The following is a 13,092-nucleotide window of genomic DNA, read 5'->3' as shown; positions in this document are numbered from 1 at the left end:
TGTGGCCTGCTCAACCCCCGTCCTTTGCTGCTAAGAGGTGCCTGCGGCTCGACTCCTTGGATCTCCAGAGTACGACGGTGCACTGACAACCCCGAAAGTTTTTCCGGACCGCGGGGGAAACCGGCCCCGGGCGCCCCGCGTTCAGGCCGGCCGGCGGAAACCGATGGTCGGGACGGCGCGGGCCAGCGGTGAGCAGCGGTCGGCGGCGGGCAGCACCGCGTCCAGGAAGGCGTACTGGCGGCGCAGGGCGGCCGATGCGCCCGCCGTGCAGCCGCGCACCTGCTGCCACCAGGCGGCGATCTCCGCCCAGCCGGGTGCGGAGAGCGAGCCGCCGAATTCCTGCACGGACAGGGCGGCGGAAAGACCGGCGAAGGCCAGCCGGTCGGCGAGCGGCCACTCGGCGAGGGTGCCGGTGACGAAGCCGGCGACGAAGACGTCACCGGCGCCGGTCGGGTCCAGCGCCTCGACGGCGATGGCGGGTACCTCGGCGCTCTCGCCGGTGCGTCCGTCGACGGCGCAGGCGCCCTCGGAGCCCATGGTGACCACGGCGAGCGGCACCCGCTCGGCGAGCTTGCGGGCGGCGGCGCGCGGGTCGGATGTGCGGGTGTAGCGCATCGCTTCCTCGGCGTTGGGGAGGAACGCCTCGCAGTGTTCGATGCCGTCGAGGTCGGCGGGATCCCACCGGCCGGTGTCGTCCCAGCCGACGTCGGCGAAGATGCGGCTGCCGCGGGCGGCGGCGCAGCCGAGCCAGCCCTCCCGCCTGCCGGGCACCAGCGACGCGACGCAGGCGCGGGAGGCGGGCGGGCAGCCCGGGGCGTGGCCGCCGTCGAAGGCGTTCTCCGGCTGCGGTGCCTCGTGGCCGTGCGAGACCATCGTGCGCTCGCCCTCGTAGGCCATGGAGACGGTGACCGGGGAGTGCCAGCCGGGGATGGTGCGGGACAGGGTGAGGTCGATGCCCTCGCCCCGGTCGAGCGCGTCCCAGCAGTACTCGCCGTACATGTCGTCGCCGAACGCGGCGGCCAGCGAGGTCCGCAGGCCGAGGCGGGCCAGTGCGGTGGCCATGTTGGCGACGCCGCCGGGGCTCGATCCCATGCCGCGGGCCCAGGATTCGGTGCCGCGTACCGGCGCGGAGTCCAGTCCTGTGAAGATGATGTCGAGGAAGACCGTGCCGGTGAGGTAGACGTCGGTGGCGGGGTCGCCCGGGGTTCTCAGTGCGGCCAGCGGGTCGAGTGCCGCCGTGGCGGCTCCCGGCCGCGTGGGCTGCTGCTTCTGTCGTCGGCCACCGATCACCGTGCTCGCCCCTCTCGTCCCGGCAGGTGCCGCCAGTGTGCCTGATGCTGCGGTACGTTCCGCCCCATGAGGCTCACGATTCTCGGCGGTGGCGGTTTCCGGGTGCCGTTGGTGCACCGCGCGCTGCTGGACGACCCGGCGCACTCCGTCTCCGAACTGACGCTGTACGACACCGATCCGCGGCGGCTCTCGGTCATCGCCGAGGTGCTGGCGCGGCAGGCCGAAGGGCATCGGGCGCCGGTGCGGGTGCGGCTCGCCGACAGTCTCGACGACGCGTTGGCCGGGGCCGATTTCGTGTTCTCCGCGATCCGGGTGGGCGGCACCGCGGGGCGAGTGCGCGACGAGCGGATCCCGTTGGACGAGGGGGTGCTCGGGCAGGAGACGGTGGGCGCGGGCGGGGTGCTCTACGGGCTGCGGACGATCCCGGTGGCGCTGCACATCGCCGAGCGGGTCGCGGCCCTGGCGCCGCGGGCCTGGGTCATCAACTTCACGAACCCGGCGGGCATGGTCACCGAGGCGATGGCGCAGGTGCTGGGCGACCGGGTGGTGGGGATCTGCGATTCGCCGGTGGGTCTGGTGCACCGGGCGGCCCGCGCCGCGGGGGCCGATCCGTCGGCGTTCGGCACGCCGGGCCGGGTGACGTACGACTACGTCGGCCTCAACCACCTCGGCTGGCTGCGGTCGTTGGCGGTCGACGGCCAGGAGCTGCTGCCGGGGCTGCTGGGGGACGCGGCGGCGCTGGGGTCCTTCGAGGAGGGCCGGCTGTTCGGCGCGGACTGGCTGCGGGTCCTGGGTGCGCTGCCCAACGAGTATCTGCACTACTACTACTTCCGCCGGGAGACCCTGGCGTCGGTGCGCGGGGCGCGGGAGACCCGGGGCGAGTTCCTCGACCAGCAGCAGGGCGGCTTCTTCGAGCGGGCGGCGGCCGGTGGCCACGGGGATGCGCACGCGCTGTGGGAGCGGACCCGGCTGGAGCGCGAGGAGACGTATCTGGCCGACAGCCGCAAGGCGAGCGGCGGTTGGCAGCGGGACAGCTGTGATCTGGAGGGCGGCGGCTACGACCGGGTGGCGCTGGCGCTGATGCGGGCGCTGGTGGACGGCGGCGGCACCCGGCTGATCCTCAACGTGCGCAACCGCTCGACGGTGCCGCAGCTGGCGCCCGACGCGATCGTGGAGACGGTGTGCGAGGTGGGGGCCGACGGTCCGCGTCCGCTGCCCTGCGCGCCGCTGCGCGCGGACCAGTTGGGGCTGATGCTCCAGCTCAAGGCGGTGGAGCGGGCGGCGGTGGAGGCGGCGATGTTCAAGGACAGGGACGCGGCGCTGCGTGCGCTGGCGCTGCATCCGCTGGTGGACTCCCCCGCGGTGGCCGCCCGCATTCTGGAGCGGGCGGCCGGGGAGGCGTGAGCGGGAGCCGGCTCAGTGGCCGCGCTTGATCCACTCCTCCAGGTGCGGGGCCTCGTCGCCGATGGTGGTGGGGTCGCCGTGTCCGGTGCGGACGACGGTGTGCGGGGGCAGGGACAGCAGCCGGTCGCGGATCGAGCCGACGAGGGTCGGGAAGTCCGAGAAGGACCTGCCGGTGGCGCCGGGGCCGCCCTGGAAGAGGGTGTCCCCGGTGAAGACCGTCTCCAGGGCGGGTGCGTGCAGGCAGACCCCGCCGGGTGCGTGACCCGGTGTGTGCAGCACCGTCAGGTCCACTCCCGCGATGGTCAGGACCTGCCCGTCGGCGAGTTCGCGGTCCGGCGGGGTGCCGGGGTGGGTCTGCTTCCACAGCGGCAGGTCGTCCGGGTGCAGATGGATCAGGGCACCCGTACGGGCCGCGAGGGCGGGTGCCGCGTCGATGTGGTCGTTGTGCGCGTGGGTGCAGATGATCGCGCGCAGGGTGCGGTCGCCGAGGGCTTCGAGGATGGCGTCGGCGTCGTGGGCGGCGTCGATGACCAGCGCTTCGTCGTCGTCGCCGACGATCCAGACGTTGTTGTCGACGTCCCAGGTGCCGCCGTCGAGCGAGAAGGTGCCCGAGGTGACGAGGTGGTCGATGCGGGCCGTCATCAGAGCGTCACCACCGAGCGCAGGACGTCGCCCGCGTGCATCCGCTCGAATGCCTGCTCCACGCCGTCGATACCGATGGTCTCGGTGACGAAGGCGCCGAGGTCGATGCGGCCCTGCTGGTGCAGGTCGACGAGCATCGGGAAGTCGCGGGACGGCAGGCAGTCGCCGTACCAGGAGGACTTGAGGGCGCCGCCGCGGCCGAAGACGTCCAGGAGGGGGAGTTCCAGGGTCATCTCGGGGGTGGGGACGCCGACCAGGACGACGGTGCCGGCCAGGTCGCGGGCGTAGAACGCCTGCTGGTAGGTCTCGGGGCGGCCGACCGCCTCGATGACGACGTCGGCGCCGAAGCCGCCGGTCAGTTCCCGGATGGCTTCGACGGGGTCGGTGGTGCGGGAGTTGACGGTGTGGGTGGCGCCCATGGAGCGGGCGGTCGCCAGCTTCCGGTCGTCGACGTCCACCGCGATGATCTTCGCGGCGCCGGCCAGCCGGGCGCCGACCACGGCCGCGTCGCCGACGCCGCCGCAGCCGATGACCGCCACGCTGTCGCCGCGGCCGACGTTGCCGGTGTTGATGGCGGCGCCGATGCCGGCCATCACGCCGCAGCCCAGCAGGCCGGCGACGGCGGGCGAGACCTCCGGGTCGACCTTGGTGCACTGCCCGGCGGCGACCAGCGTCTTGTCGGCGAACGCGCCGATGCCGAGGGCCGGGCTCAGCTCCGTGCCGTCCTTCAGCGTCATCTTCTGCTTCGCGTTGTGGGTGTCGAAGCAGTACTGCGGGCGGCCCCGCAGGCAGGCACGGCACTGCCCGCACACCGCGCGCCAGTTGAGGACGACGAAGTCACCTGGCGCGACGTCCGTGACGCCGGCGCCGACCGACTCCACCACACCCGCGGCCTCGTGGCCGAGCAGGAAGGGGAATTCGTCGTTGATGCCGCCCTGCTTGTAGTGCAGGTCGGTGTGGCACACCCCGCACGCCTGGATCGCCACCACGGCCTCGCCAGGACCCGGGTCCGGGACCAGGATCGTCTCCAGCCGGACCGGCTCGTTCTTCCCTGGCGCAATGACGCCGCGCACTTCCTGTGCCATCGGTACAGCCCCTCTCAAAAGATCACGTACGGGACCACTGTGGCGTACCGCCACCGAGCCGCGCCACACCGTACGCGCGCGGCGGCCCCGCGCGCGAGATCACGGCCGTGATCACAGCCGTATCCATGATCCCCGGCTCCGGGCCGCGGTCACCAGCGCGGCACGGCGGGGGTGACCCAGGCGGGCTCGGCGACGCGCATCGCGGCGGCGTCGTCGCGGGAGCGCAGCCCGCCGTCGTCGGCCAGCCAGCGGCGGTGCAGCGCGGCCAGCCGGTCGCGGTCGACGGTGACGCCGAGCCCCGGCGCGTCGGACACGTCGAGCCCGCCGTCGCGGAAGGCGAGCCGCTCGGTGAGGACGTCTTCGGACTGCCACGGATAGTGGGTGTCGCAGGCGTGGCCGAGGGTCGGGACGGTCGCGGCGACGTGGGTCATGGCGGCGAGGCTGATGCCCAGGTGGGTGTTGGAGTGCATGGACAGGCCGACGCCGAAGGTGCGGCAGAGCGCGGCGAGTTCGCGGGTGGCGCGCAGCCCGCCCCAGTAGTGGTGGTCGCAGAGCACGATCTGCACGGCGCGGCGCGCGAAGGCCGTCTCGATCTCGTCGAACGTCGTCACGCACATGTTGGTGGCCAGCGGGAGGACGCGGCCACCGTGCCGGGTGTCGCGGAGCGCGGCGGCCACCTCGGCCATCCGGGCGGTGCCGCTCGCCGGGTCCTCCAGGTATTCCAGGACGTCGTGCAGCTCGGCGGCGACCGCGAGCGAGGTCCGTACGCTCCAGGCGCCGTTGGGGTCGAGCCGCAGCGGCTGCCCGGGGAACGCGGCGGCCAGCGCCCGGACGGCCGCGATCTCCTCATCGGGGGCGAAGACGCCGCCCTTGAGCTTGAAGGAGGCGAAGCCGTAGGTGTCGGCGAAGCGGCGGGCCTGGGCGACGATGCCCGCCGGGTCGAGCGCCGCGCCCCAGTCGTCGGGCTCGCCGCGGCCCTCCGGGTGGTGCGCCCAGCGGTAGAAGAGGTAGGCGCTGTAGTCGACGCGGTCGCGGACCTTGCCGCCGAGCAGCGCGTGGACGGGGAGCCCGGCCGCGTGGCCCCAGGCGTCCAGGCAGGCGACCTCGAAGCCGGAGAGCACGGAGAGCCGGAGCTTGTCCGCGGTCTGCACGCCGCGCAGCCCACCGGCGTCGACCGCCGCGGCGTCGGTGGCGGCGGGTGACGGACCGCAGACCCGGGCGGCGAGCGCGGGCAGCGCGTTCAGGTCGGTGACCCGGCGGCCGGTCAGCGCGGCGGCCAACGGGCGGGCCAGATCGAGGTAAGCGGTGTCGCCGTAGGTCTCGCCGAACCCGGTGGCGCCGCCCGCGGTGACCACCTCGATGATCAGCCGCGGGGTGTACGGCTGGTGCACTCCCTGGGTGTTCAGCAGCGGCGGGTCGGCGACCAGGATCGGGGTGAGGCGGACTTCGGTGATGGTCAGGCCCGTGGCGTCGGTGGCGGCCTGGCGCGTGGCGTCGGTGGTGACCAAGGGGACGCTCCTGTCTCCATATGAAGACGACCTTCATGGATGCAGCTGGAGGCTAGGAGGGCGGCACCCGGCCGTCAATACCGCCCAACGCCACGCGGCGGCCGGGGAGTTACCTCCGTACGAGCGCCTTCGCCAGCAGTTCGGCGGTCTTGGCCAGCAGCGGCTCGTCCACCGGTGCCGCGGCACCGGGGCGGGTGGTCAGGACGGCCAGCACGAGCGGCGCGCCGTCCGGTGTCCAGGCGATGCCCACGTCGTGGGCGGTGCCGTAGTCGCCGGTGCCGGTCTTGTCGGCGACCGTCCAATCGCCGGGGAGCCCGGCGCGGAGGCGTGCGCCGCCGGTGGTGTTGGCGCGCAGCCAGCCGGTCAGGCGCCGGCGGTCGCCGCGGGTCAGCGCGCTGCCGAGGGTCAGCTTCGCGTAGGTACCCGCGATGGCCGCCGGGCTGGTGAGGTCCGTGGTGCGCCAGGGTTCGGCGGAGTTCAGCTCGGGCTCCCAGCGGTCGAGCCGGGTGACCCGGTCGCCGATCGAGCGGCAGAAGCGGGTGACGGCCGTGGGGCCGCCCAGCTCGCGGAGCATGAGGTTGGCCGCGGCGTTGTCGCTGTAATCGAGGGCGGCTGCGCACAGTTCGGCGACGGTCATGCCGTGCGCGAGGTGCTCGGGTGTGCCGGTGACGGGCGCGTGGCCGGCACCGGCGACGTCCTGTTCGGTGTACCGGATGCGCCGGGCGAGGAATTCGCCGTTCCGGTCGAGGTCTCTCAGGATGGCGGCAGCGGCGGCCGTCTTGAACACCGAGCAGACCGGAAAGGTCTCGTCCGCGCGGTAGCGCACGGTGGCGCCGGTGACCGTGTGCCGCGCGAACACCCCGAGCCTGGCGCCGTGTTGCCGTTCCAGGTCGCGCAGTGCCCGCACGACGCCCTCGTCGGCGCGCGGGGTGGCCGCCTGCGCGGGGCCGCCCATCGACACGGCGGCGAGCGCAGCCCCGGCGCCCAGGGCGATGGCGGTGCGGCGGTCCGGACCGGTTTCGAAGGCCCTCATCAGCGCTTTCCCCTCTCTGTTGTGGCTCCCGCGCGCGGGAACCCTTTACCAACCGTTGAATCTTCGCGCGTAGAACCGGCGTTGCGCCTCTGTTAAACCTACGGGAGTCCCCTGCTCAGACTCCCTGAAGGAGCCGCGCCATGCCCCTCCCCGTCCTCTCCCGCCGTGCCCGCGTCGGCGCCGCGACGGTTGCCGCCCTCGTCGCCGGGACCGCGGTGTTCGGCGTGGGCCAGGCCACCGCCGAACACGCGGTGCCCCGCACCGACAAGGAGATCCCGAACCTCACGCAGGTCCAGGACAAGATCAAGGCGTACTACGGCGACACGGTGACCGCGGACGGCGAGCACTACGCGTCCCCGCACAGCAACTACGCGCGCCAGGTCCGCGGCATCGAGGCGAAGGCCCGCAGCTACCTGACCCGCGCGCTCGACCGGCAGCACGGCCACACCGCGCAGCCCGCCGACGCGAAGACCGGCAAGCACGCCAAGAAGCCCGCGATCGTCCTCGACATGGACGACACCACCCTGCTGACCTACAACTACGAGCTCCAGGTCGGCTTCCACCACACCGAGGAAGCCCAGGACAAGTACCTCGAATCGACCGACATGGACCCGGTCTTCGGCATGGACCGGCTGGTCAACTGGGCGCACGCACGAGGCGCCGAGGTCTTCTTCCTCACCGGCCGCAAGGAGGCGCAGCGGGACTGGAGCGTGCGCAACCTCAAGAACGTCGGCTACGGCGTCCCGCTGGACCGCTCGCACGTCTACCTGAAGGACAAGGAGCACCCGCCGGCGTACCTGCCCTGCGGTGCCACCTGCTCGACCGTCGAGTTCAAGTCGGGCACCCGCAAGCACATCGAGTCCCTCGGCTACCGCATCGTCGCCAACTTCGGGGACCAGTACAGCGATCTGCGGGGCGGCGCGTCCGACCGCACCTTCAAGCTGCCGAACCCGATGTACTACCTGCCGTAGGCCCTGTCCCCGCCCGGCCACCCGTCCCGCTCAGTGCCGTCGGGTGGCCGCGCGGGCCGGGCCTTCGGGTACCTGCCGGGCGGAGCGCTGCCAGGCCGCGGCGATCTCGGCGGGATAGCGCCGGGCGCTGCGGGTGAGGGTGACCCCCGCGGTGAGTTCGGCGACGTCGTTGACGCGGAAGGGGGCCGGTGTCTCGTCGCTCAGCGCGCTCCAGCTCTTCGCGCCGTGCCGCAGCAGCCGGGTGCCGTAGCCGCTGAGGTTGCGCAGCCGCAGGCCGTCCTCGTCGACGGTGGCGAGCACGTGCCGGCGGCTGACCCGGCGCAGCAGCGGGTCGGGCAGCAGCCCGTACAGCGTGATGCCGCCCTCGCCCGGCGCGCGGCCCAGGACGACGGTGGTGCCCGCGTCGAGGGTGAAGCGGTGCACACAGGCGTCGTCGACCAGCAGCTTGAGCTGGCTGACGGCGGTGCGCGGGCCGTCGTCGACGAGCGGGGTGCGGTGCAGCTCGCACAGCGGCACGTCGCGGCGCACGTACGGCAGCCGTACGGCGGTGCCGCGGCGGGTGTCGTAGAGCGTGCAGCCGCGTTCGGGGCAGCGCCAGGAGCGCTTGACGATCTCCGTCATCAGGAGGCGCTTCGAGCCCTTGAGGAGGCCGTGCGCCTTGAGGTCGGACTCCTCCAGCTTCCGCGAGATGTCCGCGGCGCTGCGGACGCCCATGTCGCGCTCGTGCAGGACGACGGCGCGGTCCGGTCCTGGCCGCATGCCGAGGAACTGCCCGGTGTTGCCCTGGATCCAGGGGTGGACGAGCCGGAAGTCCTTGAAGTCGTCGTTGGAGACGACCGGCAGGCCGGTGACGTCGGCCAGCGCGAGCAGCGGTTCGTCGGCGTCGTCCGCCTCCTCCACCAGGCCCTGTGCGATCCAGTCCGCCAGCAGCCAGGGCTCGTCGGGGCCCGGGTACTCGTGCACGCCGTGGCGCAGGCTGCGGTCGGCGACGGCGTACACCCGGACCTCGCGGTCGCTGGTGCGCCGCGCCAGCGCATCGACGACCTGCCGCAGGCGGTCCAGGGAACGCCCGTGGCGAGGGCCGACGCGGCTGTTGCGGACGACGTTGGAGAGGTCGATCAGCGCGTCGGCGTCCTGCGGGGTGGGGGCGAGGTGGCGGGCGAGGAACGCGAGGCGGTGGTCGGGGTTGTGAGGCATCGGAGAACTCTCCCGGTCCGAGGGCGGGTGGCCGCTACTGCTTCTTCCAGACCGTCAGGCGGCCGGAGACGTCGGGCAGATCGCCGTCCTGGGTCGGCGTGACCTTCGTGACCTTCAGCATGGCGAGGTTGTCCTTGTCGGTCACCGTGCACAGCAGGGTGCCGACGGGGATGGTCTCCTCGAACTCCTGGTAGTCGACGGAGCCGGGCAGCGCGTCGGACTGCGAGCCCTCCAGGCACTTCTCGGGGCTCTCGCCGGCCCCCTTGCCGAAGGGGGTCTGGAACTCCCAGCGGTCCTTGAGGACGCTGCCGATGATGATCTCGTCCTTGTCGAAGTCGACGGTGCGGGAGTTCACCCGCGGGATGTCCAGGTCGACTCCCGCGTCGTCGGAGTTCCGCGGCGACCGCAGCTCGAACGGGCGGTCCTTGACCAGCGTCGTGTAGGCGGGGCGCGCGGGCCCGGTCGGGTCCTTGACCGGCTTGCCGCCGCCGCTCGCCGTCGGGCCCGGCGTCGGATCGCCCGTCGGGTCAGGACCCGGGCCGGGCTTGCCGCCCGGCAGCATCGCCTTGACGGCGAAGGTCCCCGCCACCAGCACGACGGCAGCGGCCACGCCCATCAGGACCTTGCGGCGGAGACCGCCGGTGAACCCGGCGGGCGCGGACGGCGGCGGTACGGCGCCCTCGTGCGGGCCCGTTCCCGGAGCGGGTGCCCGGCCGGAGCCGGTTCCCTTGCCGTACGACGGCCCCGTGCCGTACCCCGTACCGGGCGGCGGCGTCCCCGGCGGCGCACTGGGCGGCGGCGGGATGCTCGTCGGGCGGCTCACCGGGCCCCACGGCGGCAGGGTGCCGCGCGCGGCTTCCGGCTCCGGCTCGATCACCGGCTCCCACAGGCTCTCCACCGCACGCGCCCGCCGTCCGACGGCCGCGTCGAGCGGCGCGGGCAGCCATCCTTCCGCGTCCCGCAGTGGCCGCCCGGCGCCCCGCTCGCACAGCTCGACGGCCTCGTCCGCGGTGATCCGGGCGGCCAGGTCCACGGTCAGGCACCGGTGCAGCAGCGGTTGCAGCTCCTCGGGGTAGCCGGACAGGTCGGGCGGGTGCTGCGCACTGTTGGCGATCTTCGTGGCCACGGTCATCCAGCCGCCCTCGCCGTACGGATGCCGCCCGGTCGCCGCGACCGCCGCGATCAGGCCGAGCGAGAAGAAGTCGCCCGCGTACCCCACCGTTTCGCCGAGCGCGTGCTCGGGCGACATGAAGTGCGGGGTGCCGATCCGCCCGCCGACGCTGGTCAGCTGGGTGGCGTCGGCGGCGCGGGCGATGCCGAAGTCGATGACGTACGGGCCGGACGCGGCCAGCATGATGTTGCTGGGCTTGAGATCGCGGTGCACGACATCGGCCGCGTGGACCGCCGCGAGCGCCCGCGCCGTGCGGCCCACCAGGTGGAAGACGGCGGGCAACGGCAGCGGCCCGAACTCCGCGAGCGCCGTGTCCAGCGGGATGCCGGGCACGAACTCCGATGCGATCCACGGGAGTTGACCGGTGGCGTCGTGGTCGACGACCGGCACGAGGTGATAGCCCTGCACCCGGCGGGCGGACCGCACCTCCTGCTCGAAGCGGAGCCGGAACGCCTCGTCCCGCCGGTACTGGGGCAGGATCAGCTTGAGCGCCACCGGCTGCCCACCGCGGGTCCGCGACAGGTAGACGGTGCCCATGCCGCCCTCGCCGACCCGGCCGAGCAGCCGGTATCCGGCGATCTCCCGCGGGTCCTCGGGCAGCAGCGGACCGATCCCCGCGTCGGCGCTGATATCGATGACGACCTCCCGTGATACTGCCGCGACGTCCCGGCGGCACGGTGCCGGATCCCCGGTATCCGGCATCCGCCGCCCACGGCGGATACCTCTCCGCACACCGCCGTCCATCACAGCACATCACCGGGGGCAGATCCCACCGCTTCCCACGATCAACGGCGGTGAAGTGCCGCCCCCTCAGCGCCTCTTGGGGACCGGCACCCGCATCAGGTCACGCGCGACGGTGAGTTCGCCGGTGAACCCGGCCTCCCGCGCCTGCCGTTCGAACTCGCCGGGGTCGCTGTAACGCTGCGAGAAGTGCGTCAGGACCAGATGCCGCACACCGGCCCGCACCGCCACCGCGGCGGCCTGTCCCGCGGTCAGGTGGCCGTGATCGGTGGCGAGTTGCACGTCCTCATCGAGGAACGTCGACTCGATGACCAGCATGTCGGCACCGTCGGCGAGCACGTGCACGCCGTCGCACAGCCGGGTGTCCATCACGAAGGCGAACCGCTGGCCGCGCCGCATCTCGCTCACCTCGTCGAGCGTCACGCCGTTCAGCTCACCCTCCCGCTGGAGCCGCCCGACGTCAGGACCTGCGATACCGCGCTCCGCCAGCAGCTCGGGCAGCATCCGCCGGGTGTCGGGCTCCACCAGCCGGTAGCCGTACGCCTCGACGGGGTGCGAGAGCCGGTGCGCCTCCAGGGCGTATGCGGCCGAGCGCTCCAGCTCGCCGTCGGTGGCCACCGGCCGCTCCACCAGCCGGACCGTCTCGCGGTACGCGGTGGAGTAGCGCAGCCGGTCGAAGAAGTGCTGCCCACTGGCCGGGTAGTGGGCGGTGACGGGATGCGGCACCCGGTCGAGGTTGATCCGCTGGATCACCCCGGCGAGGCCCAGCGAATGGTCACCGTGGAAGTGCGTCACGCAGATCCGGTTGAGGTCGTGCGCCGCGACCCCGGCGCGCAGCATCTGCCGCTGGGTGCCTTCGCCGGGGTCGAACAGCAGCCCCTGGCCGTCCCATCGCAGCAGGTAGCCGTTGTGGTTGCGGTGCCGGGTCGGCACCTGGCTCGCGGTGCCGAGGACGACCAGTTCGCGTACGGACAACTCGGTTCCCCGGCCTCGTCAGACCAGGCGCTGGAGGTCGCGGCCACCCAGCACGTGCGCATGGGCGTGGAAGACCGTCTGCCCCGCGCCGGGACCGGTGTTGAACACGATGCGGTAGCCGGTCGCGTCGACCTTCTCGTCACCGGCCACCCGGCCCGCCTCGCGCAGCACGTCACCGGCGATGGCCGGCTCCGCCGCCGCCAGTTCCAGGGCGTTCGCGTAGTGGACCTTGGGGATCACCAGGACATGGGTCGGCGCCTGGGGATTGATGTCGCGGAAGGCGACGGTGGTCTCGGACTCCCGGACGATGGTCGCCGGCACCTCCCCCGCCACGATCTTGCAGAACAGGCAGTCGGCCTGCGGTTCTCCCGCCACCGGTGGACTCCTCCCGGGTCTTCGCCCGCCGTCGGCGCCGGACGGACCGCGTCGGGCCGCGTCGTGGCCGCACCGGGTCGCGTCACGGCGTACGCGGCAGGCGCCGTACGCACCGTGCGTACGCACTCGGATGCTACCGGGCCGATCGGGCACCCCTTGTGTCCTAGGCTGACCCCGAAGACCGCATATCGCCCACAACCGGGAGTTAGTGCACCATGGCAACCACGCGCACCGCCAAGACCCACTGGGAAGGCAACCTCCTGGAGGGCAAGGGCACCGTCGCCCTGGAATCCTCCAAGGTCGGCACGTACGACGTGAACTGGCCGGCCCGCTCGGAGCAGCCGAACGGCGTCACCAGTCCGGAAGAGCTGATCGCCGCCGCCCACTCCTCCTGCTACTCGATGGCCTTCTCGCACGGCCTGGCGGGCAAGGGCCACACCGTCGAAGCCGTCGACACCCAGGCCGACGTGACGTTCCAGCCGGGCGAGGGCATCACCGGCATCGCACTGACCGTCAGGGCCCGCGTCCCCGGCCTGTCGGAGGCCGACTTCCAGGCCGCGGCCCAGGACGCCAAGGCCAACTGCCCGGTGAGCCAGGCGCTGGCAGGCGTCAAGAACATCACCATCGACGCACAGCTGATCTGACCCGTACGGGGGTGAACTGCGGTGCGCCGACGGGCCGTTGGGCCGGTCGGCGCACC

At 72.9% G+C, this 13,092-nt stretch carries 12 protein-coding genes; 3 read left to right on the top strand and 9 right to left on the bottom strand.

Annotated elements, in window-relative coordinates; genetic code table 11:
* Window positions 1-141: 141 nt before the first annotated feature.
* Window positions 142-1,290 (bottom strand): carbohydrate kinase family protein, encoded by a 1,149-nt coding sequence (locus ACIBK8_RS05385; RefSeq protein WP_399040203.1) that lies wholly within the window; start codon window positions 1,288-1,290, stop codon window positions 142-144.
* A 66-nt stretch (window positions 1,291-1,356) separates the two neighbouring features.
* Between ACIBK8_RS05385 and ACIBK8_RS05380 the strand changes: the two genes are divergently transcribed.
* Window positions 1,357-2,694, top strand: coding sequence for a 6-phospho-beta-glucosidase (locus ACIBK8_RS05380; RefSeq protein WP_399040202.1), 1,338 nt, complete (start codon window positions 1,357-1,359; stop codon window positions 2,692-2,694).
* A gap of 12 nt (window positions 2,695-2,706) precedes the next feature.
* Here ACIBK8_RS05380 and ACIBK8_RS05375 read toward each other — a convergent pair whose 3' ends face one another.
* From ACIBK8_RS05375 to bla, 4 genes are all read right to left on the bottom strand, one after another.
* Window positions 2,707-3,336, bottom strand: coding sequence for an MBL fold metallo-hydrolase (locus ACIBK8_RS05375; RefSeq protein ID WP_399040201.1), 630 nt, complete (start codon window positions 3,334-3,336; stop codon window positions 2,707-2,709).
* Window positions 3,336-4,421: an S-(hydroxymethyl)mycothiol dehydrogenase gene (locus ACIBK8_RS05370; protein ID WP_399040199.1), complete on the bottom strand. Its 1,086-nt coding sequence runs from the start codon at window positions 4,419-4,421 to the stop codon at window positions 3,336-3,338. Before ACIBK8_RS05370 ends, ACIBK8_RS05375 begins: the two co-directional genes overlap by 1 nt.
* 149 nt (window positions 4,422-4,570) lie before the next feature.
* Window positions 4,571-5,929: an enolase C-terminal domain-like protein gene (locus ACIBK8_RS05365; protein ID WP_399040197.1), complete on the bottom strand. Its 1,359-nt coding sequence runs from the start codon at window positions 5,927-5,929 to the stop codon at window positions 4,571-4,573.
* A gap of 109 nt (window positions 5,930-6,038) precedes the next feature.
* The gene (bla, locus tag ACIBK8_RS05360; protein ID WP_399040196.1) at window positions 6,039-6,962 is read right to left on the bottom strand and encodes a class A beta-lactamase; all 924 of its coding nucleotides are present in this window, start codon (window positions 6,960-6,962) and stop codon (window positions 6,039-6,041) included.
* 140 nt (window positions 6,963-7,102) lie between these two features.
* On the opposite strand from bla, the gene ACIBK8_RS05355 reads away from it, so the two are divergent.
* The gene (locus ACIBK8_RS05355) at window positions 7,103-7,933 is read left to right on the top strand and encodes an HAD family acid phosphatase (protein WP_399040195.1); all 831 of its coding nucleotides are present in this window, start codon (window positions 7,103-7,105) and stop codon (window positions 7,931-7,933) included.
* 30 nt (window positions 7,934-7,963) lie between these two features.
* Here the strand turns inward: ACIBK8_RS05355 and ACIBK8_RS05350 are convergent, their stop codons facing one another.
* From ACIBK8_RS05350 to ACIBK8_RS05335, 4 genes are all read right to left on the bottom strand, one after another.
* A complete protein-coding gene (locus tag ACIBK8_RS05350; protein WP_399040194.1) occupies window positions 7,964-9,130 on the bottom strand; it encodes an FHA domain-containing protein in 1,167 nt (388 codons plus the stop codon).
* Between the two features lie 34 nt (window positions 9,131-9,164).
* Complete coding sequence (locus ACIBK8_RS05345; RefSeq protein ID WP_399040193.1) at window positions 9,165-11,003, bottom strand: serine/threonine-protein kinase; 1,839 nt, start codon at window positions 11,001-11,003, stop codon at window positions 9,165-9,167.
* Between the two features lie 108 nt (window positions 11,004-11,111).
* Window positions 11,112-12,017 carry a ribonuclease Z gene (locus ACIBK8_RS05340; protein WP_399040191.1) on the bottom strand — a complete coding sequence of 302 codons (906 nt, stop codon included), beginning with the start codon at window positions 12,015-12,017 and terminating at the stop codon, window positions 11,112-11,114.
* An 18-nt stretch (window positions 12,018-12,035) separates the two neighbouring features.
* Window positions 12,036-12,392 (bottom strand): histidine triad nucleotide-binding protein, encoded by a 357-nt coding sequence (locus tag ACIBK8_RS05335; RefSeq protein ID WP_393680211.1) that lies wholly within the window; start codon window positions 12,390-12,392, stop codon window positions 12,036-12,038.
* 215 nt (window positions 12,393-12,607) lie between these two features.
* On the opposite strand from ACIBK8_RS05335, the gene ACIBK8_RS05330 reads away from it, so the two are divergent.
* A complete protein-coding gene (locus tag ACIBK8_RS05330) occupies window positions 12,608-13,036 on the top strand; it encodes an OsmC family peroxiredoxin (protein WP_393680212.1) in 429 nt (142 codons plus the stop codon).
* The last annotated feature ends 56 nt before the right edge of the window (window positions 13,037-13,092 follow it).

It is taken from the genome of Streptomyces sp. NPDC050161 (assembly GCF_044460025.1).
In the GTDB taxonomy this organism is placed as follows: Bacteria; Actinomycetota; Actinomycetes; order Streptomycetales; family Streptomycetaceae; genus Streptomyces.
This window is presented reverse-complemented; position numbering and strand designations above follow the sequence as displayed.